Annotated in this window: 21 protein-coding genes and 1 tRNA gene; 10 read left to right on the plus strand and 12 right to left on the minus strand. The window is 68.4% G+C overall.

Annotation, left to right across the window (positions count from 1 at the left end):
* Positions 1 to 91: 91 nt before the first annotated feature.
* The 3 genes from CJ301_RS03340 to CJ301_RS03350 form a co-directional block, all read right to left on the minus strand.
* Complete coding sequence (locus CJ301_RS03340; protein WP_099274276.1) at positions 92 to 1216, minus strand: extracellular solute-binding protein; 1125 nt, start codon at positions 1214 to 1216, stop codon at positions 92 to 94.
* A 115-nt stretch (positions 1217 to 1331) separates the two neighbouring features.
* Positions 1332 to 2432: an ABC transporter ATP-binding protein gene (locus CJ301_RS03345; protein ID WP_099274278.1), complete on the minus strand. Its 1101-nt coding sequence runs from the start codon at positions 2430 to 2432 to the stop codon at positions 1332 to 1334.
* Positions 2433 to 2876: 444 nt separating this feature from the next.
* Positions 2877 to 2963 (minus strand) — tRNA-Leu (locus CJ301_RS03350).
* A gap of 111 nt (positions 2964 to 3074) precedes the next feature.
* Here CJ301_RS03350 and lipB point away from each other — a divergent pair.
* The 4 genes from lipB to CJ301_RS18590 all read left to right on the plus strand — a co-directional run bounded on the left by lipB (position 3075) and on the right by CJ301_RS18590 (position 6478).
* Positions 3075 to 3809, plus strand: a complete 735-nt coding sequence (gene lipB, locus CJ301_RS03355; protein ID WP_173812318.1) for a lipoyl(octanoyl) transferase LipB — start codon at positions 3075 to 3077, stop codon at positions 3807 to 3809.
* A 144-nt stretch (positions 3810 to 3953) separates the two neighbouring features.
* Positions 3954 to 5657, plus strand: coding sequence for a cytochrome c oxidase subunit I (gene ctaD, locus CJ301_RS03360; protein ID WP_099274283.1), 1704 nt, complete (start codon positions 3954 to 3956; stop codon positions 5655 to 5657).
* Between the two features lie 79 nt (positions 5658 to 5736).
* Positions 5737 to 6240 (plus strand): DUF2244 domain-containing protein, encoded by a 504-nt coding sequence (locus tag CJ301_RS03365; protein WP_099274285.1) that lies wholly within the window; start codon positions 5737 to 5739, stop codon positions 6238 to 6240.
* A gap of 85 nt (positions 6241 to 6325) precedes the next feature.
* Positions 6326 to 6478, plus strand: coding sequence for a hypothetical protein (locus tag CJ301_RS18590; RefSeq protein ID WP_162620404.1), 153 nt, complete (start codon positions 6326 to 6328; stop codon positions 6476 to 6478).
* Between the two features lie 67 nt (positions 6479 to 6545).
* Here CJ301_RS18590 and CJ301_RS03370 read toward each other — a convergent pair whose 3' ends face one another.
* Positions 6546 to 6728: a DUF3008 family protein gene (locus CJ301_RS03370; RefSeq protein WP_099274288.1), complete on the minus strand. Its 183-nt coding sequence runs from the start codon at positions 6726 to 6728 to the stop codon at positions 6546 to 6548.
* 62 nt (positions 6729 to 6790) lie between these two features.
* Positions 6791 to 7249 (minus strand): GatB/YqeY domain-containing protein, encoded by a 459-nt coding sequence (locus tag CJ301_RS03375; protein ID WP_099274290.1) that lies wholly within the window; start codon positions 7247 to 7249, stop codon positions 6791 to 6793.
* Positions 7250 to 7400: 151 nt separating this feature from the next.
* Between CJ301_RS03375 and carA the strand changes: the two genes are divergently transcribed.
* Both carA and CJ301_RS03385 read left to right on the plus strand, forming a co-directional pair.
* Positions 7401 to 8561 carry a glutamine-hydrolyzing carbamoyl-phosphate synthase small subunit gene (carA, locus tag CJ301_RS03380; RefSeq protein ID WP_099274292.1) on the plus strand — a complete coding sequence of 387 codons (1161 nt, stop codon included), beginning with the start codon at positions 7401 to 7403 and terminating at the stop codon, positions 8559 to 8561.
* 67 nt (positions 8562 to 8628) lie between these two features.
* Complete coding sequence (locus CJ301_RS03385; RefSeq protein ID WP_254050058.1) at positions 8629 to 10377, plus strand: glycosyltransferase family 2 protein; 1749 nt, start codon at positions 8629 to 8631, stop codon at positions 10375 to 10377.
* Here CJ301_RS03385 and CJ301_RS03390 read toward each other — a convergent pair.
* A complete protein-coding gene (locus CJ301_RS03390; protein ID WP_099274295.1) occupies positions 10331 to 10984 on the minus strand; it encodes a GntR family transcriptional regulator in 654 nt (217 codons plus the stop codon). The genes CJ301_RS03385 and CJ301_RS03390 overlap by 47 nt on opposite strands.
* Before the next feature lie 102 nt (positions 10985 to 11086).
* Between CJ301_RS03390 and CJ301_RS03395 the strand changes: the two genes are divergently transcribed.
* Together CJ301_RS03395 and CJ301_RS03400 are read left to right on the plus strand one after the other, a co-directional pair.
* Positions 11087 to 11752, plus strand: a complete 666-nt coding sequence (locus tag CJ301_RS03395) for a pyrimidine 5'-nucleotidase (protein ID WP_099274299.1) — start codon at positions 11087 to 11089, stop codon at positions 11750 to 11752.
* 40 nt (positions 11753 to 11792) lie between these two features.
* Positions 11793 to 12983: an FAD-dependent monooxygenase gene (locus CJ301_RS03400; RefSeq protein ID WP_099274301.1), complete on the plus strand. Its 1191-nt coding sequence runs from the start codon at positions 11793 to 11795 to the stop codon at positions 12981 to 12983.
* A gap of 24 nt (positions 12984 to 13007) precedes the next feature.
* Here CJ301_RS03400 and CJ301_RS03405 read toward each other — a convergent pair whose 3' ends face one another.
* Complete coding sequence (locus tag CJ301_RS03405) at positions 13008 to 13463, minus strand: Lrp/AsnC family transcriptional regulator (RefSeq protein ID WP_099274304.1); 456 nt, start codon at positions 13461 to 13463, stop codon at positions 13008 to 13010.
* On the minus strand, positions 13460 to 13915 hold the full coding sequence (locus CJ301_RS03410) for an Lrp/AsnC family transcriptional regulator (RefSeq protein ID WP_099274307.1): 456 nt from the start codon (positions 13913 to 13915) through the stop codon (positions 13460 to 13462). Before CJ301_RS03410 ends, CJ301_RS03405 begins: the two co-directional genes overlap by 4 nt.
* Positions 13916 to 14059: 144 nt before the next feature.
* On the opposite strand from CJ301_RS03410, the gene ilvC reads away from it, so the two are divergent.
* Together ilvC and CJ301_RS03420 are read left to right on the plus strand one after the other, a co-directional pair.
* Positions 14060 to 15082, plus strand: coding sequence for a ketol-acid reductoisomerase (gene ilvC, locus CJ301_RS03415; protein ID WP_099274309.1), 1023 nt, complete (start codon positions 14060 to 14062; stop codon positions 15080 to 15082).
* Between the two features lie 184 nt (positions 15083 to 15266).
* The gene (locus tag CJ301_RS03420; RefSeq protein WP_099274311.1) at positions 15267 to 15758 is read left to right on the plus strand and encodes a hypothetical protein; all 492 of its coding nucleotides are present in this window, start codon (positions 15267 to 15269) and stop codon (positions 15756 to 15758) included.
* 65 nt (positions 15759 to 15823) lie between these two features.
* Here the strand turns inward: CJ301_RS03420 and CJ301_RS03425 are convergent, their stop codons facing one another.
* The 4 genes from CJ301_RS03425 to CJ301_RS03440 form a co-directional block, all read right to left on the minus strand.
* Complete coding sequence (locus CJ301_RS03425; protein WP_099274314.1) at positions 15824 to 16165, minus strand: hypothetical protein; 342 nt, start codon at positions 16163 to 16165, stop codon at positions 15824 to 15826.
* Between the two features lie 672 nt (positions 16166 to 16837).
* On the minus strand, positions 16838 to 18181 hold the full coding sequence (gene glmM / locus CJ301_RS03430; protein ID WP_099274316.1) for a phosphoglucosamine mutase: 1344 nt from the start codon (positions 18179 to 18181) through the stop codon (positions 16838 to 16840).
* Positions 18178 to 19173 (minus strand): dihydropteroate synthase, encoded by a 996-nt coding sequence (gene folP / locus CJ301_RS03435; RefSeq protein ID WP_099274319.1) that lies wholly within the window; start codon positions 19171 to 19173, stop codon positions 18178 to 18180. Before folP ends, glmM begins: the two co-directional genes overlap by 4 nt.
* Positions 19170 to 20057 (minus strand): dihydroneopterin aldolase, encoded by an 888-nt coding sequence (locus CJ301_RS03440; protein ID WP_099274321.1) that lies wholly within the window; start codon positions 20055 to 20057, stop codon positions 19170 to 19172. Before CJ301_RS03440 ends, folP begins: the two co-directional genes overlap by 4 nt.
* Positions 20058 to 20069: the final 12 nt, after the last annotated feature.

A 20069-nucleotide genomic window follows, 5' to 3' on the forward strand; every position in this document is an offset into this window, starting at 1 on the left:
GTCGTCGCGCTGTCGGTCATCATGCCTCCGGTATTGGGGGTGGGACGGGGCCGATGCGGCCCCGCCCCCTCATGCACTCAGGCGCGCGGCCTTACTGCGCGAGCCAGGCCTGGAACTTGGCATCCAGGTCGTCGCGGTAGTCGGCCCACCATTCGTAGTTCTGCACGAAGGCGCCTTTCGAGTTCTCGGGGTTGGTCGGCATGTGCGGCGCCATGTCGATCCCGAGTTCGGCGTGCTCGCCCACCAGCGGCGCGGAGGATTTGCGGGCCGGGCCGTAGGAGATGTACTTGGCCTGGTCCGCGAGACGCTGGGTGTCGGTCGCGAAGTAGAGGAAGTCCTTGACGCGGGCGAGCGACGCCTCGTCGAGACCCTCGGGGATGATCCAGCCGTCGAGATCGTAGGACTGGGTGTCCCACATCATGTTCACGGGCTGGTCCTGCTCGACGATCAGGCTGAACAGGCGGCCGTTATAGGTCGAGCCGAAGACCACCTCGCCATCGGCGAGAAGCTGCGGCGTGTCGGCGCCCGAGGACCACCAGATTGTCTCGTCCTTGATGGTGTCGAGCTTGGCGAAGGCGCGGTCCTGGCCTTCCTCGGTCTCGAGCACGTCATAGACTTCCTCATAGGGCACGCCGTCGCAGATCAGCGCCCATTCGAGGTTGTTGTGCGGCCGCTTCTCGAGGCTGCGCTGGCCCGGGAAGGTCTCGGTGTCGAAGACGTCGCAGACGCTGGTGGGTTCCTTGCCGTCCCATTCGGCGACATCGTTGCGATAGCCGAAGGTGTAGGAATAGGCGATCTGCGGGATGAAGCAGTCGGAGACCAGCATCTCCTCGCCGAAATCCTCGGAGGCCGGGGTGCCGTCGGGCGCGGGCGCGAGGTCCTCGTCGGGGTCGATCTCCATGGCGAGACCCTCGTCGCACAGGCGCATCGCGTCGGCGGCGGTGGCGTCGACGAGATCCCAGGTGACGTTGCCGGCCTCGTTCTGGGCGCGCAGCTTGGCCACGGCCTCGGCCGAGCTTTCGTCCCAGGTGATCGACACCTCGGGGTGCATTTCCTGGTAGGGCTCGACATAGGCCTTGAGCTGGCTTTCCTGATAGGCGCCGCCCCAGCTGACGATGGTCATCTCATTGGCCATTTCCACGTGGCTCTCGGCGCTGGCGATGGTCGCCGTGGCCACGAGCGCGGTGCTGGCCGTCAGAAGACGAGTGATGTTCATGTAGAACTCCCGTTGTTTACCCGGTTCTTGGTTTCACAGGGCGCGCGGTCCGGGTGACGACGCCCCGCATTGGCCGCGCCCTTCCTCGGGAAGGGGCGCGGTTGCGCGGCCGATCTCAGGGATCGAGCGCGCGGCAATCCTCGGGCAACCACCCGATGCGGATTTCCTGACCCGGCTTGAGCCGCGGCTGGTCGGGGGCGTTGCGCGTCTTCATGACGAAGTCGTCATGCCCGGCGACCTTGAGCCGCGTGCGGAAGGTGTCGCCCATGTAGATGAACTCCTGCACCACGGCGGGCAGCGTGTGCGCGTCGGGGTGCAGGCGCTCGATGTTGGATTCGACCCGCTCGGGCCGGATCGAGACGCGGGTGCGCTGGCCGACATCGGTGACATTGACCGGCAGCGCGTCGATCAGCTCGCCATCGTCGAGCCGCACGAGGCAGGAATTGGGGCCGATCTCCTCGACTACGCCGTCGAGCGTGTTGTTCTCGCCGATGAACTGCGCGACGAAGCTGTTCTGCGGCTTTTCATAAAGCTCGTCGGGCGGCGCGAGCTGCTGGATGCGCCCGTCGTCGAACACCGCGACCCGGTCGGACATGGTCAGCGCCTCGGTCTGGTCGTGGGTGACATAGACCACGGTGATGCCCAGGCGGTGCGCCAGCTCGGTGATCTCGAACTGCAACGTCTCGCGCAGCTGCTTGTCGAGCGCGCCCAAAGGCTCGTCCATCAGCACCAGCTCGGGCTCGAACACCAGCGCGCGGGCCAGCGCGATCCGCTGCTGCTGGCCGCCCGAAAGCTGGGTCGGGCGGCGGTTCTTGAACTCGCCCATCTGCACCATGTCGAGGGCGCGGGCGATCTTCTTCTCGCGCTCGGACTTGCCCAGCTTGCGCACTTCGAGCGGGAAGGAGAGGTTCTCCCCCACCGTCATGTGCGGAAACAGCGCGTAGTTCTGGAACACCATGCCGATGCCGCGCTTGTGCGGCGGGATGTTGTTGATCGACTTGCCGTCGAGCCGGATCTCGCCATGGGTGGCGGTCTCGAAGCCCGCGAGCATCATCAGGCAGGTGGTCTTGCCCGACCCGGACGGCCCCAGCATGGTCAGAAATTCGCCCTTGGGCAGGGCAAGGTTGAGATCCTTCACGACGAGCTTCTCGCCGTCATAGCTTTTCTGTACGCGTTCGAACTCCACGAACGCTTCCGAACTCGAGCCTTGGGCCAAGCCTCGCTCCCTGTTGTTGTGTCGGCGGATTATTTCCGCACTTGTAAGCAAGACTAAAGCAAGCTGCCCATTGCATTGCAACCGCTTAGCCCGACATTGGAAATTACGCTGGGTAAGACGCGCTGCAGCGCGGCGCGATCGCCCGCCCATGCTGGGGGTTGCGGATCTCAATGCGGCGGGATGACGCAGTGAAAATCGGCCAAAAACGCGACAACTTCAAATTGTATTTTCCGCGGAATGCAACCCAATGAGCTGCAATCCCTGTCGCTCATGGACAAGGGGATGTCGCAAATCGACACATTCGAAAGACAGGGTTTTGGGGGCTGCGAACGAGAAAGAGCCCGGCGATATCGCGGACTCGAAAACGGGCATGATCTGCCCGACGTCACTCTTGCTTTTCTGGGGGGGCTCCGGCGGCCCGCCGTGCCGGCGGGCCTGCCTGAATGGTGCGGTCGAGAAGACTCGAACTTCCACGGGTGTTACCCCACAGCGACCTCAACGCTGCGCGTCTACCAATTCCGCCACGACCGCACGTGATCAGGTAGGATGGCGGCCTCATAGCCTTGGGCTTCGGGGGAGCGCAAGAGCGAATTTCACCGGACCCGGCGTCAAGCACGGAAAAATCGCCCGCGGCGGCGGGCTTTGACTTTTCGCCCCCCGCGCGCCACCCCATCTGCGAGGAAAGCGAAGCGGAGCGCGGGCATGGTGGACTGGATCGTGAGCGACGGGCTGACGCCCTATGAGGAGGCCGTCGCCGCCATGGAGGCCCGCGCGAAGGCGATCGCCGCAGGCGAGGCCGAAGAGGCGGTCTGGTTGCTTGAGCATCCGCCCCTCTATACCGCCGGCACCTCGGCCAAGCCCGCCGACCTGACCGACCCCGAGCGCTTTCCGGTGCACCAGACCCGGCGCGGCGGGCAATACACCTATCACGGGCCGGGCCAGCGCGTCGCTTACGTGATGCTCGATGTCGGCAAACGCGGCCGCGACGTGCGCGCCTTCGTCAAGGCGCTGGAGGGCTGGATCATCGGCACGCTGGCCGAGCTCAACGTCACCGGCGAGCTGCGCGAGGGCCGCGTCGGCGTCTGGGTGCAGCGCCCCGACAAGCCGCTGACCGCCTCGGGCGCGGTGGCCGAGGACAAGATCGCCGCCCTGGGCATCCGCCTGCACAAATGGGTGAGCTTCCACGGGCTGGCGATCAACGTGGAGCCGGACCTGTCGCATTTCGGCGGCATCGTGCCTTGCGGCATCGCCGAGCACGGCGTGACCAGCCTCGTCGATCTCGGCCTGCCGGTGACCATGGCCGATCTCGACATCGCGCTCGAGCGCGGCTTTGCGGCGTATTTCGAAGGCCCCCTGCGGCGCGCCGCAGCGCTCTGAGCCCCTTCCGCCCCGCCCCGTTGCAATCGGTCTCCTGCGGCGTCCTGACCGTTGCCCCGGCCGCGATCTCCTTCTAGAAGGACGCCAATTGCCTGCGCGTGCTCGCGTGCGGGCCCGTCAGGCAACCAAACTCGGGAGAGCCACATGGCAGACGCCGCCATCCACGGCCACGGACATGAGGACAAGCGGGGCTTCTTCACCCGCTGGTTCATGTCCACCAACCACAAGGACATCGGGATCCTGTATCTCTTCGCGGCGGGCTTCGTGGGCCTGCTGTCGGTGATGCTGACCATTCACATGCGGCTCGAGCTGATGCAGCCGGGCGTGCAGTTCATGTGCACCGAAAACGTCAGCGCCAACCCGATCATGACGGTGCTGCGCTCCTGGGTGCCCAGCGCCACCGAGGCCTGTACCCCCAACGGCCACATGTGGAACGTCGCGATCACCTATCACGGCGTGCTGATGATGTTCTTCGTCGTCATCCCCGCGCTGTTCGGCGGCTTCGGCAACTACTTCATGCCGCTGCAGATCGGCGCGCCGGACATGGCCTTCCCGCGGCTGAACAACCTCTCCTTCTGGATGTTCATCGCCGGCGTGGCGCTGGGCCTCGCCTCGCTCTTCTCGCCGGGCGGCAACGGCCAGGCGGGCTCGGGCGTGGGCTGGGTGCTCTACCCGCCGCTCTCGACCTCCGAGCCGGGCATGTCGATGGATCTCGCGATTTTCGCCGTCCACGTCTCGGGCGCAAGCTCGATCCTCGGCGCGATCAACATCATCACCACCTTCCTCAACATGCGCGCGCCGGGCATGACGCTGCACAAGGTGCCGCTCTTCGCCTGGTCGATCTTCGTCACCGCCTGGCTGATCCTCCTGGCCCTGCCCGTTCTGGCCGGCGCGATCACCATGCTGCTGACCGACCGCAATTTCGGCACCTCGTTCTTCCAGCCCTCGGGCGGCGGCGACCCGATCCTCTACCAGCACATCCTGTGGTTCTTCGGCCACCCGGAAGTCTACATCATCATCATCCCCGCCTTCGGCATCATCAGCCACGTGATCGCGACCTTCTCCAAGAAGCCGATCTTCGGCTACCTGCCGATGGTCTACGCGATGGTGGCGATCGGCGTGCTCGGCTTCGTCGTCTGGGCGCACCACATGTACACCGTGGGCATGTCGCTGACGCAGCAGTCCTACTTCATGATGGCCACCATGGTCATCGCGGTGCCGACCGGGGTTAAGATCTTCTCCTGGATCGCGACGATGTGGGGCGGCTCGGTCGAGTTCAAGACGCCGATGCTCTGGGCCTTCGGTTTCCTGTTCCTGTTCACCGTGGGCGGCGTGACCGGCATCGTCCTGTCCCAGGCCGGCATCGACCGCGCCTATCACGACACCTACTACGTCGTGGCGCACTTCCACTACGTGATGAGCTTGGGCGCCGTGTTCGGCATCTTCGCGGGGATCTACTTCTACTTCCCGAAGATGACCGGCAAGATGCTGCCTGAGCTCGCGGGCAAGATCCACTTCTGGATGATGTTCATCGGTGCGAACATCACCTTCTTCCCGCAGCACTTCCTGGGCCGTCAGGGCATGCCGCGCCGCTACATCGACTACCCGGAGGCCTTCGCCACCTGGAACCTCGTCTCCTCGCTCGGCGCCTTCCTGGCCTTCGCTTCCTTCGTGTTCTTCATCGTGGTGCTGTTCTACACCCTCGCCAAGGGCAAGCGGATCAACGTCGCCAACCCCTGGAACGAGTATGCCGACACGCTGGAATGGACCCTGCCCTCGCCGCCGCCGGAGCACACCTTCGAGACGCTGCCCAAGCAGAGCGACTGGGACCGCAGCCACGCCCATTGAGGCATGGCCCGCGACATGACCCCGAGGGCCCGGCGGAAACGCCGGGCCCTTTTTTCATCCCCCCCCGCCGGATTGCCCGATGCCGCATGAATGGACGAAGCGCCCCGCCCCGCAGGGCCCCGTCGAGGCCGAGCTGCAGCTCTGGCCGCACCGCTCCCTGCCCAAGCGCGGCTTCGTCGCCTTCATCGGCGGTACGGCGGCACTGATCGCCCTGCCCTTGCTCACGATGCTGGGCACGCCGGTATTATGGGTCCTGCTGCCCTTTCTCGGCGCCGCCGTGGCGGGCATCTGGTGGGCGCTGGCGCGCAGCTACCGCGATGGCGAGGTGCTGGAGCGGCTGGAGATCCGCGACGGGACGATCCGCCTGACCCGGCGCGACCGGGGCCGCGCCGAGCGGGTCTGGGAGGCCGATCCCTACTGGGTCGAGCTGACGCTGCACGAGGGCGAGCGCCCGGTGCCCGCCTATCTCACCCTGCGCGGCAACGGGCGCGAGGTCGAGCTTGGCGCCTTTCTGCCCGAAGAGGAACGCCGGGCGCTGGCCGAGAGCCTGCAGAGGCTCCTGGCACGGCTCGGACGGCGGTGAACCGCGGATGCGACACCGCGTCGTAACGTCGTCGATGGAACTCCGGTCCCGATCCGGGCATTTTCCTGACAACGGAGGATTCGTCATGCCAAAGAACACCGCGCCGAAACAACTGACCCGCCGGCTGGCCAAGGCCGGACGCGCCATCCTCGAAGGTCTGGCCGACGCCCTGCTGCCGCAGCCGCGCCCGCAGCACCGCCCGATTCCCATTCCCGTTTCCGGCCAGCGCCGCCGCTGAAGGCGCCTTCCCCAAGACAAAGGGCGGCTCCCGGTCGGGAGCCGCCCTTTTTCGGTTCCGCTTCGACTCAACCCTTCTTGTCGGGCAGATCCTCGCGCTTGGTATGGGCGAAATCCTCGAGCTCGGATTCGCTCATGTCGTCGTACATCTCCTTCGAGGCACCCTTGAGGTCCTTGACCTTGGTGTCGCCCCTCTTGGCCGAAAGCGCGGCCCCGGCCGCCTTCTGCTGCGCCTTGGATTGTGCGGGCATGTCGGTCCTCCTTGTTCCGGATGACCGTAAAACGCGAAGCCCTGGCGCCGCGTTCCCGTGGCTCAGCTCAGCCGCTCGCGCACCAGCGGGCCGATTCGACCGAAATCCATGCGCCCCGCATAGCGCCCCTTGAGCGCCGCCATGACCCGGCCCATGTCGCGGATCGAGCCGGCATCGGTTTCGGCGATGGCTTCGTTCACCGCCTTTTCGACCTCCGCCTCGCTGAGCTGGCGCGGCAGGAATTCCTCGATCACCGCGATCTCGGCGCGCTCCTTCTCGGCCAGCTCCAGCCGCCCGGCCTCGTCATAGGCGCGCGCGCTTTCCTGGCGCTGCTTGACCATCTTGCCGAGGATCGCCAGCACCACCTCGTCGGGCACCAGCCCCTCCTCGCCCTCGCCGCGCGCCGCGATGTCGCGGTCCTTGATGGCGGCATTGATGAGACGCAGCGTCGAGAGCCGGTCGGCCTCCTTGGCCTTCATCGCATCCTTGAGCGAAGCGTTGATCTTGTCGCGCAGGGTCATCTGGTCCGTTCCGGATTGTTTCAGACACAAGCGGGCACGCTAGCCGTTTCGCCGGCAGCTGACAACAAGCGCCGCGGGGTGCCGCGGCGTCTTGATTCTTCCCCGCCCTGCCCCTAGGTAGCGGCGGGTTTCAAAACAGGAGCAATGAGCCATGCCGCATTCCGATCTCGGCAAGCCGACCGCCTGCCTCGCGCTCGCGGACGGGACCGTGTTCTACGGACAGGGCTTCGGCGCTCCGGGCCGCACCGTGGCCGAGCTGTGCTTCAACACCGCGATGACCGGCTATCAGGAGATCATGACCGATCCCTCCTATGCGGGCCAGGCCGTCACCTTCACCTTCCCGCATGTCGGCAACACCGGCACCACCGAGGAGGATGACGAGGCCGCCGATCCGGTCGCCGCGGCGATGATCGTCAAGTGGAGCCCGACCGAGCCGTCGAACTGGCGCGCCACCGCGACCCTGTCGGACTGGCTCGCCAGGCGCGGCCGGATCGGCATGGGCGGCATCGACACCCGCCGCCTGACCCGGGCGATCCGCCAGCAGGGCGCGCCGCATGTGGCGATCGAGCACAACCCCGAGGGCGATTTCGACATCGAGGCGCTGGTCGCGCAGGCGCGCGAGTTCAAGGGTCTCGTCGGGCTCGACCTCGCCAAGGAAGTGAGCTGCGTGCAATCCTATCGCTGGGACGAGATGCGCTGGGCCTGGCCTGACGGCTTCAAGACGCAGGACAACCCGCGTCACAAGGTCGTCGCCGTCGATTACGGCGCCAAGCGCAACATCCTGCGCAGCCTCGCCTCCTCGGGCTGCGAGGTCACCGTGCTGCCCGCCACAGCCACCGCCGAGGAGATCCTCGCGCTGAACCCCGACGGGTTGTTCCTGTCGAACGGCCCGGGCGATCCGGCGGCGACCGGCGAATACGCGGTGCCGGCGATCAAGTCGGTGCTGGAGCAGTCCGACATCCCGGTCTTCGGGATCTGCCTCGGCCACCAGATGCTGGCGCGCGCGCTGGGCGCGCAGACGGTCAAGATGAACCACGGCCATCACGGCGCGAACCATCCCGTGAAGGACACCGAGACCGGCAAGGTCGAGATCACCTCGATGAACCACGGCTTCACCGTCGACAGCCAGTCGCTGCCCGATGGCGTGGTCGAGACCCATGTCTCGCTCTTCGACGGGTCGAACTGCGGCATCCGCATGACCGAACGCCCGGTCTTTTCGGTGCAGTACCACCCCGAGGCCAGCCCCGGCCCGCAGGACAGCTACTACCTGTTCGAGCGCTTCACCGAGGCGATGGACGCGCGGCGCGGCTGAGGCGTTAACGCAAGCTTAACCCAACGGGCGCGAGCATCGGGCGGCACTTTCGCGAAAGGACGCCCCCATGTTCGCGCCCGATCCTCCTTGGCCCGACCAGGGCGCGCCGCCTGCCCCGGCCCATGGGCACGGCGCAGGGGGCGAGATCGACCTTGCCCGCATGCCGCCCGACCCGCGGCTGTTGCGCCGCTTCGGCGCCTTGCGGGCCCTGCGGCTGGGCGTTCTGCCTTGGCGGCGGATCGGCGGGCGGGTGGTGATCTTGTGCAGCGCACCGCCCAGCGCCGAAGCGGTGGCGCAATGCGAGGCCGCGGGGTTCGGCGCGCCGCGCTTCGCCTCTTGCAGCGCGCCGGCCCTGCGCGCGGCGCTGCTGCCGCAGGTCGCGCCGATCCTGCTGATCCGGGCGGAAGCGCGCCTTCCTTTGGTCTTCAGCTGCCGGGGCGCGGGCCGTCGGGCGCTCTGGTGCGTCGCGCTGGCGCTGATCTGGAGTGCCGCCCTGGCGGCGGCTTTGGCGCCGGGGGTGGCGCTGGCGCTCCTGTGCGGCCTGTGCGTGGTGACGCTGAGCATCAACGCCATGCTCAAGCTGGCCGCCCTCCTGGTCATGCTGCGCCCCCCGGCAAGCAGCCCCGCGCTTGCCGCGCAATCGGCCGACCGGCTGCCGGTGGTCTCGCTGCTGGTGCCGTTTTTGCGCGAAGGGCGCATGGTCGCGCCCTTCCTCGCCCGCCTCGACCGGCTCGATTACCCGCGCGACCGGCTCGACCTGTGCCTGATCGTCGAGGAAGGCGACGCCGAGACCCGCGAGGCGCTGGCCCGCATCTCCCTGCCCGACTGGGCGCAGATCGTCGTGGTGCCGCGCGGACGGGTCCAGACCAAGCCGCGCGCGCTGAACTACGCGCTCTTCTTCGCCCGCGGCAGCCTGATCGGCATCTATGACGCGGAGGACGCCCCCGCCCCCGACCAGTTGATGCGCGTGGTCTCGCGCTTTGCCGCCTGCGGGCCGCAGACGGCCTGCCTGCAGGGTGTCCTCGATTACTACAACGCCCGCAGCAACTGGATCGCGCGCTGCTTCACCCTCGAATACGCGAGCTGGTTCAGGGTGATGCTGCCGGGGCTGCAACGGCTGGGGCTGGTGGTGCCCTTGGGCGGCACGACCCTGTTCTTGCGCCGCCACGCGCTCGAAGCGGTCGGCGGCTGGGACGCCCACAACGTCACCGAGGACGCGGATCTCGGCGTGCGCCTCGCGCGGCATGGCTACCGGACCGAGCTGATCGACAGCGTCACGCTCGAAGAGGCCAATGCCCGCGCCTGGCCCTGGATCAAGCAGCGCTCGCGCTGGCTCAAGGGCTATGCGATGAGCTGGGGTGTCGCCATGCACGACCCCGCGCGGCTGTGGCGCGAGCTCGGGGCCTGGCGCTTCTTCGGGGTGCAGGTGCTGTTCCTGGGCACCTTGGCGCAATTCGCGCTGGCACCGCTCTTGTGGTCCTTCTGGCTCGTGCCGCTGGGGCTGCACCCGATCACCCCCTTGCTGCCCGAAGGCAGCTTCGGCGTGCTGCTCTTCGTCTTTCTGGGGTCCGAGGCCATCACCTATGCCACCGCGGCGCTGGCCACGCATCGCGCGGGCCAGCCCCGGCTCGCGCTCTGGGCACCGACGCTGCAGATCTATTTTCCGCTGGCCACCATCGCCATGTGGCGCGCGATCTGGCAGCTGCTGCGCCGCCCCTTCCACTGGGACAAGACCCGGCACGGCGTCTTCGCGCCCACGGCCCTGCCGGTCAGCGCGCCGCCTCCACCTTCTCGGCATCGAGCTTCAGCCGGGTGACGAAGGCGTGGCTGATATGATCGCGCAAGGCGCGGTCGGCCCCGTCGCCGTCGCCTGCCTCGATCGCGGCGACGATGGCGGCGTGTTCCTCCAGCGCGCCGCGCCCGCGCCCCTCGGCCGCGAGCGAGGTCGAGGCCAGAAGCGCCATCGAGCGATGCACGAGATCGAGCTGGCGCACGAGAAAGCGGTTGTGGCTGGCGAGGTGGATCTGCTTGTGAAAGCGGCGATTGGCGCGCGCCAGCGCGGCCGGGTCGTCGACCAGCGCGCGGTCGGCTTCGAGCATGTCGCGCAGGACGCGCACCTCCTCGGGGGCGGCATGGCGCGCGGCGAGCCTTGCTGCCAGCCCCTCCAGCTCGCCGCGCACTACGTAAAGCTCGGCCAGCTGCGTGTGATCGAGCGAGGCCACGATCAGCGAGCGCCCGTCGCGGGTCAGCATCCCTTGCGTCTCGAGCCGCTGCAGCGCCTCGCGCACCGGCGTGCGCGACACGCCGAGCCGGTCGGCCAGCTCGCTTTCGACCAGCCGGTCGCCCGGGCGGTAGGCGCCGCTGTCGATCGATTCGAGGATCAGCCCGTAGGCGTCCTTCTGCGAGGGTCTGGTGTCCTGCATGCGCGGCTTTCCGATGGGTCGGACGACGATAGCCCCGCAAGCGGAAGGGCCGCAACCCGGCGGCGCTTGTGACGCCCGCGCCGTGCCCTTAGGGTCGCGCGCATGACAGCTCTCCTCACCGACATCGCCGCCGAATTCGCCCATGTGCGGGCCTGGGTCTTCGACCTCGACAACACGCTCTACCCGCCCGAAGCCCGGCTCTTCAGCCAGATCGAGGTGAAGATGCGCGACTGGATGGTGGCGCGGCTCGGTGTCGATGCCGCCGAGGCCGACCGGCTGCGCGCCGACTACTGGGCGCGCCACGGCACGACGCTGGCTGGGCTGATGGCCGAGCACGGCCTGCCGGCGGACGAGTTTCTCGTCAATGTGCATGACATCGACCTGAGCCATCTCGATGCCGATCCGGCCCTTGCGCGCGCCATCGCCGCGCTGCCGGGGCGGCGCATCGTCTATACCAACGGCTCCGAGCCCTATGCCCGCCGCGTGCTCGCCGCGCGGGGGCTGACCGGCGCCTTCGATGCGGTCTACGGCGTGGAACATGCCGGCCTCGTGCCCAAGCCGCAGCGCGCCGCCTTCGAGGCGGTCTTCGCGCTCGACGGGCTCGCGCCCGAGCAGGGCGCGATGTTCGAGGACGATCCGCGCAACCTCGCCGTGCCGCATGCGATGGGGATGCGCACCGTGCTGGTCGGCCCGCCGCAGGACAGCCTGGCCGACCATATCCACCACCACACCGACGATCTTTCGGGCTTTGTGTCGCAGCTGGCGTGACGGGCTTTCCCAGCGCAGGCACGCGGCCTATCTCCATCCCATGACACGTCAGATCGACATTCTCGTCTCCGGCGGCGGCATCGCCGGGCTCTCGGCCGCGGCCGCCCTCGGCGCGCGCGGCTTCTCGGTGCTTTGCGTCGATCCCGCGCCGCCGGTGCGCGAGATGGCCGAAACCGGCGCGGATCTGCGCTCCACCGCCTTCCTGCAGCCCGCCAAGGCGCTGCTTGATGAGGCCGGTCTGTGGGAGCGTCTCGCCCCCCATGCCACGCCGCTGCAGGTGATGCGGATCGTCGAGGCCGGGCGCGGCGCGCCCGTCATCCGCGATTTCGACGCCGCCGATCTCGGCCCCCTGCCCTTTGGCTGGAACCTGCCCAACTGGCTCCTGCGGCGCGAAATGGCCGCCCGGATCGAGGAAATGGAGCGGGTCGAGTTCCGCGCCGGGACCGGTTTTGCCGGGCTCACCCGGCGCGAGGACCGGGCGCTGGTGCGGCTCACCGATGGCAGCAGCGTTGCCGCCAAGCTCGTCATCGCCGCCGATGGGCGGGCAAGCCCGGTGCGCGAGGCCTGCGGCATCGGCCTGCGGACCCGGCGCTACGGGCAAAAGGCGCTGGCCTTCGCCGTCACGCATGAAAAGCCGCATGAGAACGTCTCGATCGAGGTGCACCGCTCCGGCGGGCCGTTCACCCTCGTGCCGCTGCCCGATCACGAGGGACGCCCCTCCTCGGCGGTGATCTGGATGGAGCCGGGGCGCGAGATCGCGCGGCTGGCGGCGCTGCCGGTTTCGGATTTCGACATCGAGGCCACGGCCCGCTCCGAGCGGGTGCTGGGGCGGCTGCATCTCGTCACCGCACGGCAGGCCTGGCCGATCGTCATGCAGACGGCGCGCGCGCTGACCGCGCAGCGGGTCGCGCTGGTGGCCGAGGCCGCGCATGTGATGCCGCCCATCGGCGCGCAGGGGCTCAACACCTCGCTCGCCGACATCGCCTGCCTCCTCGATCTCGCCACCGCGCGGCCCGAAGGCCTGGGCGACCGGGCGATGCTCGACACCTATGCCGAGCGGCGCGCGGGCGACATCGCGCTGCGCGAACACGGGATCGACGCGCTCAACCGCCTCGCCATGGCGGGCGGGCCGCTGGCGCAGGGGCTGCGCGGTCTCGGGCTCGGCGTGATGCACGATGTGGCGCCATTGCGGCGCGGGCTGATGCGGCTGGGGCTGGGCAAGGGCCGCTAGAGCGGGGCATTGCCGCCATGAACGCTAGAGCGGGCCGGGCAGCCGCTCTTCCGAGAGCAGCACATTGGCCTCGACCGGGCCGATGCCGGGCAGCGTCATGATCCGGCGGCGCAGCACCCGCTCGAAATCCTCCAGATCGCGCGCTACCACCCGCAGCCGGTAGTCATGAAGCCCCAGCACGTGCTCGACGGTCTGCACCTCGCGGATCGCGCAGACCGCGCGTTCGAAATCCTCGAGGCTGACGCGGCCGCGATTGGCGAGCTTGACCCCGAGAAACACCGTCACGCCGAAACCCAGCGCCGCCGCGTCGAGATCGAGCCTGCGGCCCTTCAGCGCGCCGATCTCGCGCAGGCGGCGGATGCGCCGCCATGCCGCGGGCTGCGACAGGCCCAGCTTGCGGCCCAGATCGGCGGCGGGGCGCGTGGCGTCGCGGCTCAGCGCGCGCAAAATCGCGCGGTCGGTGGCGTCGAGATCGTTCACAGCGGCAGCGTCTCCTCGGATTTCACCACGCTCACCGTCATCAGGCTTTCGATATCGGCGATATGCGGCAGGGCGAGGATGCGGGTGCGGTAGACGACGCGGTAATGCTCGAGATCACGCGCGACGAGCTGCAGCCGCACATCGACCCGGCCCAGCAAGGTCTGGATCTCGATCACCTCGGCCACCTCGCGGGCGCCGGCGAGAAACTCGTCGAAGGCGCGCGGCTGGGTCTTGTCGAGCGTCACCCGCAGGCTCACCGCCACCTCGAAGCCGAGCGCCTTCCAGTCGATCACCGCGCGTTGCCCGCGAATGATGCCCGCATCCTGCAGCCGCGCCAGCCGGCGCGCGCAGCGCATCGCGGTGAGACCGGCGCGGTCGGCCAGCTCGGCGGTGGAGAGGTCCGGCGTCTCCTGCAGGAGACGCAGGAGGCGGCGGTCGGTGTCGTCCTGCATGAAAATCACGTATCACGCAGGTTTTGCGAATGCGAGCATCGAAACTTCCGCCATATTCATTCGAATCCCTCCTCGCTTCGCCCTGTCGGCTCGGCCATGGTGCCTGCAGAGAACACCGCCCCGGCGAAGAAAAGGACCATCATCATGCGCGTTTACTATGACCGCGATTGCGACGTGAACCTGATCAAGGACAAGAAGGTCGCCATTCTCGGCTATGGCTCCCAAGGCCACGCCCATGCGCTGAACCTGCGCGATTCGGGCGCCAAGAACCTCGTCGTGGCGCTGCGCGAAGGCTCGCCCTCGCGCGCCAAGGCCGAGGGCGAGGGCCTGCAGGTCATGGGCATCGAGGAAGCCGCCGCCTGGTGCGACGTCATCATGTTCACCATGCCCGACGAGCTGCAGGCCGAGACCTACAAAAAGCACGTGCACGACCACCTGAAGGAAGGCTCCGCCATCGCCTTTGCGCATGGCCTCAACGTGCATTTCGGCCTGATCGAGCCCAAGCCCGGCGTCGACGTCATCATGATGGCGCCCAAGGGCCCCGGCCACACCGTGCGCGGCGAATACGTCAAGGGCGGCGGCGTGCCCTGCCTCGTCGCCGTGCATCAGGACGCCTCGGGCAAGGCGATGGAAATCGGCCTCTCCTACTGCTCCGCCATCGGCGGCGGCCGCTCGGGCATCATCGAGACCAACTTCCGCCAGGAATGCGAGACCGACCTCTTCGGCGAGCAGGCCGTGCTCTGCGGCGGCCTCGTGGAGCTGATCCGCATGGGCTTCGAGACGCTGGTCGAAGCGGGCTACGAGCCCGAGATGGCCTATTTCGAGTGCCTGCACGAGGTGAAGCTGATCGTGGACCTGATCTACGAAGGCGGCATCGCCAACATGAACTACTCGATCTCGAACACCGCCGAATACGGCGAATACGTCTCGGGCCCGCGCATCCTCCCCTACGAGGAGACCAAGAAGCGCATGAAGGACGTGCTGACCGACATCCAGAACGGCAAGTTCGTGCGCGACTTCATGCAGGAGAACGCCGTGGGCCAGCCCTCCTTCAAGGCGACCCGCCGCCTGAACGACGAGCACCAGATCGAGCAGGTCGGCGAGAAGCTGCGCGCGATGATGCCCTGGATCTCCAAGGGCAAGATGGTCGACAAGGCGCGCAACTGATCGCGCTTCGATCGCGGCGTTGCCGATCGGCAACTCAAGGGGGCGCCTTCGGGCGCCCCTGTTCATTTGGACAGGGGTGATCCACTATTTTCGCATGGGACCCGGTTAAGGACATGGTTTCCATGAACTTCCGCCTCATTTGGGCGCGACCTCGCTCTTGTATGATTTTACAGGAGCATGAATCATGATTTCCGGTCTTACCTCCGGCATCACCTCCGGCCAGCAGTCGCCCAATCAGACCACGACTGCCTCGACGAAACCCGAGACGAACACCGACCCCGCCCCCCAGGCCGCCGCGTCGAGCAGCGAGCCCGCATCCACCCCCTCGGATGACAGCACCGTCGCGGCCTCGGGCAACACCAGCAAAACCGAGACGGCCGCCAGCAGCACGACCCGGAGCCAAGACACGACCGCCCGCAGTTCCGCCGCAACGCAGGCGGAAGCGGAAACGACTGCCAAGGCGAACGACCTCGCGCGCTCGCAGGCCGAAGCCCAGGCTACACAGGACCGCCTGCGCCAGACCACCCTCATCGCCACGATTTCGGAGGGCGGCTCGAAAGCCCCCAAGATCGCCCCGATCGAGGACGCCCCTTCGAGCGCCAACGCGGCCACCCGCTACGCGGCGACGAACACCCCGGCCGAGCCGGCCAAGGCCGTGGCCGAACTGCGCGCCTGACAGGATCCGGGCCGGCCCCCGGGGGGGCCGGCCCGCCACGACATGCCCATGCGCTGACGATACCGCTAGCGCTTGATCACGTCGAACCGGTGCGTGGCCAGAACCTGGCCGTTCACCCGCAGCACCGCAATGAGATCGCGCCGCACGGGCCGGTCCACCTGAACGCGCACGGCCCTGTTGGCTCCGGCGTGAACGGGTTCGGTTCCGAGCAGGATCATCGTCCCATCCGAGGCCCTGGTGTAGATCTCCACCATCCCATTGCTCTCCGAACGCACGATGCCCACATCGACGATGGACGTCTGCTGATGGATGCGCGCCAGAGACTGGAACGAATTCTCTCCGGTCATCGCCGGCGCGCTCGTGGCCGAGGCGGCGAAGATCGCCAGAGCTAGAAGTTTCCCATACATGGCTACAGCCCTTCTGGATCAGGGTGGGTCACATGACCCATGCAGACAGGCTGCGCCTCGTTCGATCACGTGGCGAGCCTTCTCGCATCACGATGAGGATCGGCTATCGTGATGAAGCTCTCCTCTTGAAATCGCCTCGCGCGTCACCGCTGGGCCGGAGCGCGCGGTGGCGAACATCGAAACGGTCCGAACCGCACCGACTTCAACCCCAAGGCAGACCGGAACGGTCCCGCCCTTGTGACTGGACCGTGAACGGCATCGGCATATCACGGCTTCGCGTCCCATCATTCGCACCATTCACGCCAGCACCGCCCGGATCGCGGGTCTTTGCCGGCCTTTCGGTGAGTCGTTACAGTCCACGCATCGGTCATGGATCTTGCCGCGGCAGCGCGGCGAAGCAGCTTCATGACATCGCAGCCGACACCGGCCCACTGCCTCCCCACCTGCCTGCTCGGCCTGATCCGGGGCGGCACCTTCGCCGTGCTGCGGTGGCAATGCTCTGGCCGATGCAGGCGGTGCGCCGGCCGGTGCCCGCGCCTCGCCGCGCACTCACGAGGTACCTGCTGGCAATCGGCCTGACCTCGGCCGCGCTGGCGGCGCTGATCCCGATGGGCCTTGGGATCAGCCGAAGGGCCAACCTGCGCGCGCTCGTGGCCCGCGCAGGTCGGGGCCTCAGGCGACCGACTTCACCTCCGACACGATGCCGTCGACGACCTGCGACAGAAGCGCGTCATCCTCGCATTCAGCCATGACGCGGATCAGCGGCTCGGTGCCCGACTTGCGGATCAGCAGCCGCCCCTTGCCGTCCAGAAGCCCCTCGGCCTCGGTGATCGCGGTCTTGACCGAAGCGGCGTCCAGCGGGTCCTGATCCGGCGCGTAGCGCACGTTCTTGAGCAGCTGCGGCACCCGCTCGAACTGGCGCACCAGCGCGCTGGCGGGCCGGCCCGTCTCGATCATCGCGGCAAGGAATTGCAGCCCCGCCAGCAGCCCGTCGCCGGTGGTGGCGTAATCGGTCATCACGATATGGCCCGACTGCTCGCCGCCCAGGTTCCAGCCACCGCGGCGCATCGCCTCGACGACGTAGCGATCGCCGACCTTGGTGCGCTCGAGCTTCAGCCCGCGCGCGGTCATGAAGCGCTCCAGACCGAGATTCGACATCACGGTCGCCACCAGCGTGCCGCCCTGCAAGCGGTCGGCCTCGGCCCAGCGGCCCGCCATCAGCGCCATCAGCTGGTCGCCATCGGCGATCTGGCCGGTCTCGTCGATGATCATCACCCGGTCGGCATCGCCATCGAGGCAGATCCCCAGATCGGCGCCCTCCTGCAGCACCCGGGCCGCGGCGTGACGCGGCGCGGTGGAGCCGCAGTTCTGGTTGATGTTGGTGCCGTCGGGGTCCACCCCCACCGGGATCACCGTCGCGCCCAGCTCCCACAGCACCTCGGGAGCGACCTTGTAGGCCGCGCCATTGGCGCAGTCGATCACCACCTTGAGCCCGTCGAGACGCCTGCCCTGCGGGAAGGTCGCCTTGACCCGCTCGGCATAACGGAAACGGCCGTCATCGACGCGCTTGGCGCGGCCGATATTGACCGCCTTGGCCGGCTCGATCTCGCCCGCGACGATCGCCTCGATCTCGGCCTCGGCCTCGTCCGAAAGCTTGAAGCCGTCGGGGCCGAAGAACTTGATGCCGTTGTCGTGATGCGGGTTGTGGCTGGCCGAGATCATGATGCCGACATCGGCGCGCATCGAATGGGTCAGAAGGCCCACCGCTGGCGTCGGCACCGGGCCGAGCAGCAGCGCGTTCATGCCGGTCGAGGTCAGGCCCGCAGTCAGCGCGTTCTCGAACATGTAGCCCGAAAGCCGGGTGTCCTTGCCGATCACCACCCGGTGGCCGTTCGAGCCGTCATTGCGGAAGTACCGCCCCGCGGCAGCGCCGATCCGAAGCGCGATCTCGGCCGTCATCGGCCAAGTGTTGGCGGTGCCGCGCACGCCGTCCGTGCCGAAGAGCTTGCGTGTCATTCGTCCCATCCCATTACTGCCCTGAGCAGGCTCAGCGCCTGCCGCGTTTCTTCCACGTCGTGTACCCGCAGCACATGCACGCCCTGCTGCGCCGCCAGAAGCGCCACCGCGACCGAGCCGGGCATCCGCGCCTTCGGCGTCTCGGCGCCCGACAGCGTGCCGATGAACCGCTTGCGCGAGACCCCGAGCAGCAGCGGCAGGCCGAAGTCGTGAAATAGCGGCAGCGCCCGCAACAAGGCAAGGTTGTGCTCGAGATCCTTGCCGAAACCGATGCCCGGATCCAACAGCAGCCGCTCGCGCGCGATGCCCGCCGAAACGGCGGTCTCGATCCGGGCGGCCAGCGCATCCCGCACCTGCGCCACGACATCGTCGTAGCGCGGCGCGCGCTGCATGTCGGCGGGCGTGCCGCGGGCATGCATCAGGCACAAGGGCACTCCCGCCTCGGCCACCACCCCGGCCAGCTCGGGATCGAAGCTCAGCGCCGAGACGTCGTTGATCATGTCGGCACCCTCGGCAAGCGCCGCGCGGGCGACGGCGGATTTGCGGGTGTCGATCGAGAGCGGCACGCGCATCCCCGCGGCCCGCAGCTCTGCCACGACCGGCACCACGCGGGCGATCTCCTGCGCCACCGGCACCTCGGCCGCGCCCGGCCGGGTCGATTCGCCGCCGATATCGAGGATCTCGGCCCCTTGGGCCACGAGCGCATGGGCCCGCGCCACCGCCGCCTCGTGCGTGGCGTGATCGCCGCCATCCGAAAAGCTGTCGGGCGTCACGTTCAGAATGCCCATGAGCCGGGGGCGGTCGAGCGGCAGCCCGCAAAGCGGCGGGCGCGGCGCGCTGAGCCGGGCGCGCGTGGCGGGATCGAGCGCGGTGGCGGCGCGCGGCGCGCCATCGTGATCGAGCTGCGCGAAGCGCGGGCCCGACTGGCCGGCCAGCGGCAGGCCCTCCTCCGGCGAACCCGGCCAGAGCGGCAGCGGCACGGCCCGGCTCATGCCTCTTCGCCGGGCAGCGCCAGCCTGCGCAGGGGGCGTGTCGTCGCCGGGGCCGCCGCGCCGACCAGCACGATCTCGCGCGCATCGAGCGTCTCGGCCAGCCAAGCCGCGAGATCGGCCGCCCCGGTCCCGGACGGCCCGTCAAGCGCGCTCACGGCCATGCGTGCGGGCGCCCAGATCGTCGCGGCGCCCTTGCGCTGGGCCCAGTCGATCTCGGTGCGGTTGTCGCGCACCTCGACCTGCGGCAGCCCGGCCGAAAGCCGCCATGCCGCCTGGTCGAGCGCCAGAAGCTCGATCCGGCCCTGGGCCGCGGCGTCGTCGAGTGCGAAGCCCAAGGGCTCCGCCTCGACGCAGATCAGCAAGGGCGCGGCCTGTTCGAGGAGCGCCGCGCTCCATGCCGCCGGATGCGCCGCCGCCTTTGCGGAAACCAGCGCCAGCACCGGACGCGGCGGGCGCGAGGCCGGGCGCGCGCTCGGCCCTGCGCGCATGATCTCGACCCCGAGGGCGCCGGGCCCACGGTCGAGCTTGCGGATGCGCACGAAGACCCGCTCGGCCTGCGGCTCCGCGAGGATGCGCTCGGCGATCCGCTCGGCCAGGGTTTCGAGCAGGTCGAGCCGCTCGACGGCCAGCGAATCGGCCACCGCCTCGGTCAGCCGGTCATAGGAGAGGATGCGGTCGACATCGTCGCCCGCGGGCGCGGAAGCCGCCAATTCGGCCACGATGTCGAAGGCGAGGCGCTGCGTCGCGCCGCGCTCGGCGCGGAATGCGCCGATCTCGACCTCGATGACATGATCCTGAAGCAGGATGCGATCCCGCAGGCCCGGGGCCGTGGCAGCGGCACGGGCCTGCGGATGCTCGAAAGCGTGGCGTGTCTCGTCGGTCATCTAGGCCCCTCC

This window comes from Limimaricola cinnabarinus (genome assembly GCF_002723615.1).
Lineage (GTDB): Bacteria > Pseudomonadota > Alphaproteobacteria > Rhodobacterales > Rhodobacteraceae > Limimaricola > Limimaricola cinnabarinus_B.

Excerpts from the sequence above, each read along its gene's own strand:
- CJ301_RS03425 (WP_099274314.1), bottom strand. The coding sequence starts at position 16,165 with ATGTATGGGAAACTTCTAGCTCTGGCGATCTTCGCCGCCTCGGCCACG.
- CJ301_RS03370 (WP_099274288.1), bottom strand. The coding sequence starts at position 6,728 with ATGCCCGCACAATCCAAGGCGCAGCAGAAGGCGGCCGGGGCCGCGCTT.
- ctaD (WP_099274283.1), top strand. The coding sequence starts at position 3,954 with ATGGCAGACGCCGCCATCCACGGCCACGGACATGAGGACAAGCGGGGC.
- CJ301_RS03410 (WP_099274307.1), bottom strand. The coding sequence starts at position 13,915 with ATGCAGGACGACACCGACCGCCGCCTCCTGCGTCTCCTGCAGGAGACG.
- CJ301_RS18590 (WP_162620404.1), top strand. The coding sequence starts at position 6,326 with ATGCCAAAGAACACCGCGCCGAAACAACTGACCCGCCGGCTGGCCAAG.
- ilvC (WP_099274309.1), top strand. The coding sequence starts at position 14,060 with ATGCGCGTTTACTATGACCGCGATTGCGACGTGAACCTGATCAAGGAC.
- carA (WP_099274292.1), top strand. The coding sequence starts at position 7,401 with ATGCCGCATTCCGATCTCGGCAAGCCGACCGCCTGCCTCGCGCTCGCG.
- CJ301_RS03365 (WP_099274285.1), top strand. The coding sequence starts at position 5,737 with ATGCCGCATGAATGGACGAAGCGCCCCGCCCCGCAGGGCCCCGTCGAG.
- CJ301_RS03375 (WP_099274290.1), bottom strand. The coding sequence starts at position 7,249 with ATGACCCTGCGCGACAAGATCAACGCTTCGCTCAAGGATGCGATGAAG.
- folP (WP_099274319.1), bottom strand. The coding sequence starts at position 19,173 with ATGAGCCGGGCCGTGCCGCTGCCGCTCTGGCCGGGTTCGCCGGAGGAG.
- glmM (WP_099274316.1), bottom strand. The coding sequence starts at position 18,181 with ATGACACGCAAGCTCTTCGGCACGGACGGCGTGCGCGGCACCGCCAAC.
- CJ301_RS03390 (WP_099274295.1), bottom strand. The coding sequence starts at position 10,984 with ATGCAGGACACCAGACCCTCGCAGAAGGACGCCTACGGGCTGATCCTC.
- CJ301_RS03420 (WP_099274311.1), top strand. The coding sequence starts at position 15,267 with ATGATTTCCGGTCTTACCTCCGGCATCACCTCCGGCCAGCAGTCGCCC.
- CJ301_RS03340 (WP_099274276.1), bottom strand. The coding sequence starts at position 1,216 with ATGAACATCACTCGTCTTCTGACGGCCAGCACCGCGCTCGTGGCCACG.
- CJ301_RS03395 (WP_099274299.1), top strand. The coding sequence starts at position 11,087 with ATGACAGCTCTCCTCACCGACATCGCCGCCGAATTCGCCCATGTGCGG.
- CJ301_RS03400 (WP_099274301.1), top strand. The coding sequence starts at position 11,793 with ATGACACGTCAGATCGACATTCTCGTCTCCGGCGGCGGCATCGCCGGG.
- CJ301_RS03440 (WP_099274321.1), bottom strand. The coding sequence starts at position 20,057 with ATGACCGACGAGACACGCCACGCTTTCGAGCATCCGCAGGCCCGTGCC.
- CJ301_RS03385 (WP_254050058.1), top strand. The coding sequence starts at position 8,629 with ATGTTCGCGCCCGATCCTCCTTGGCCCGACCAGGGCGCGCCGCCTGCC.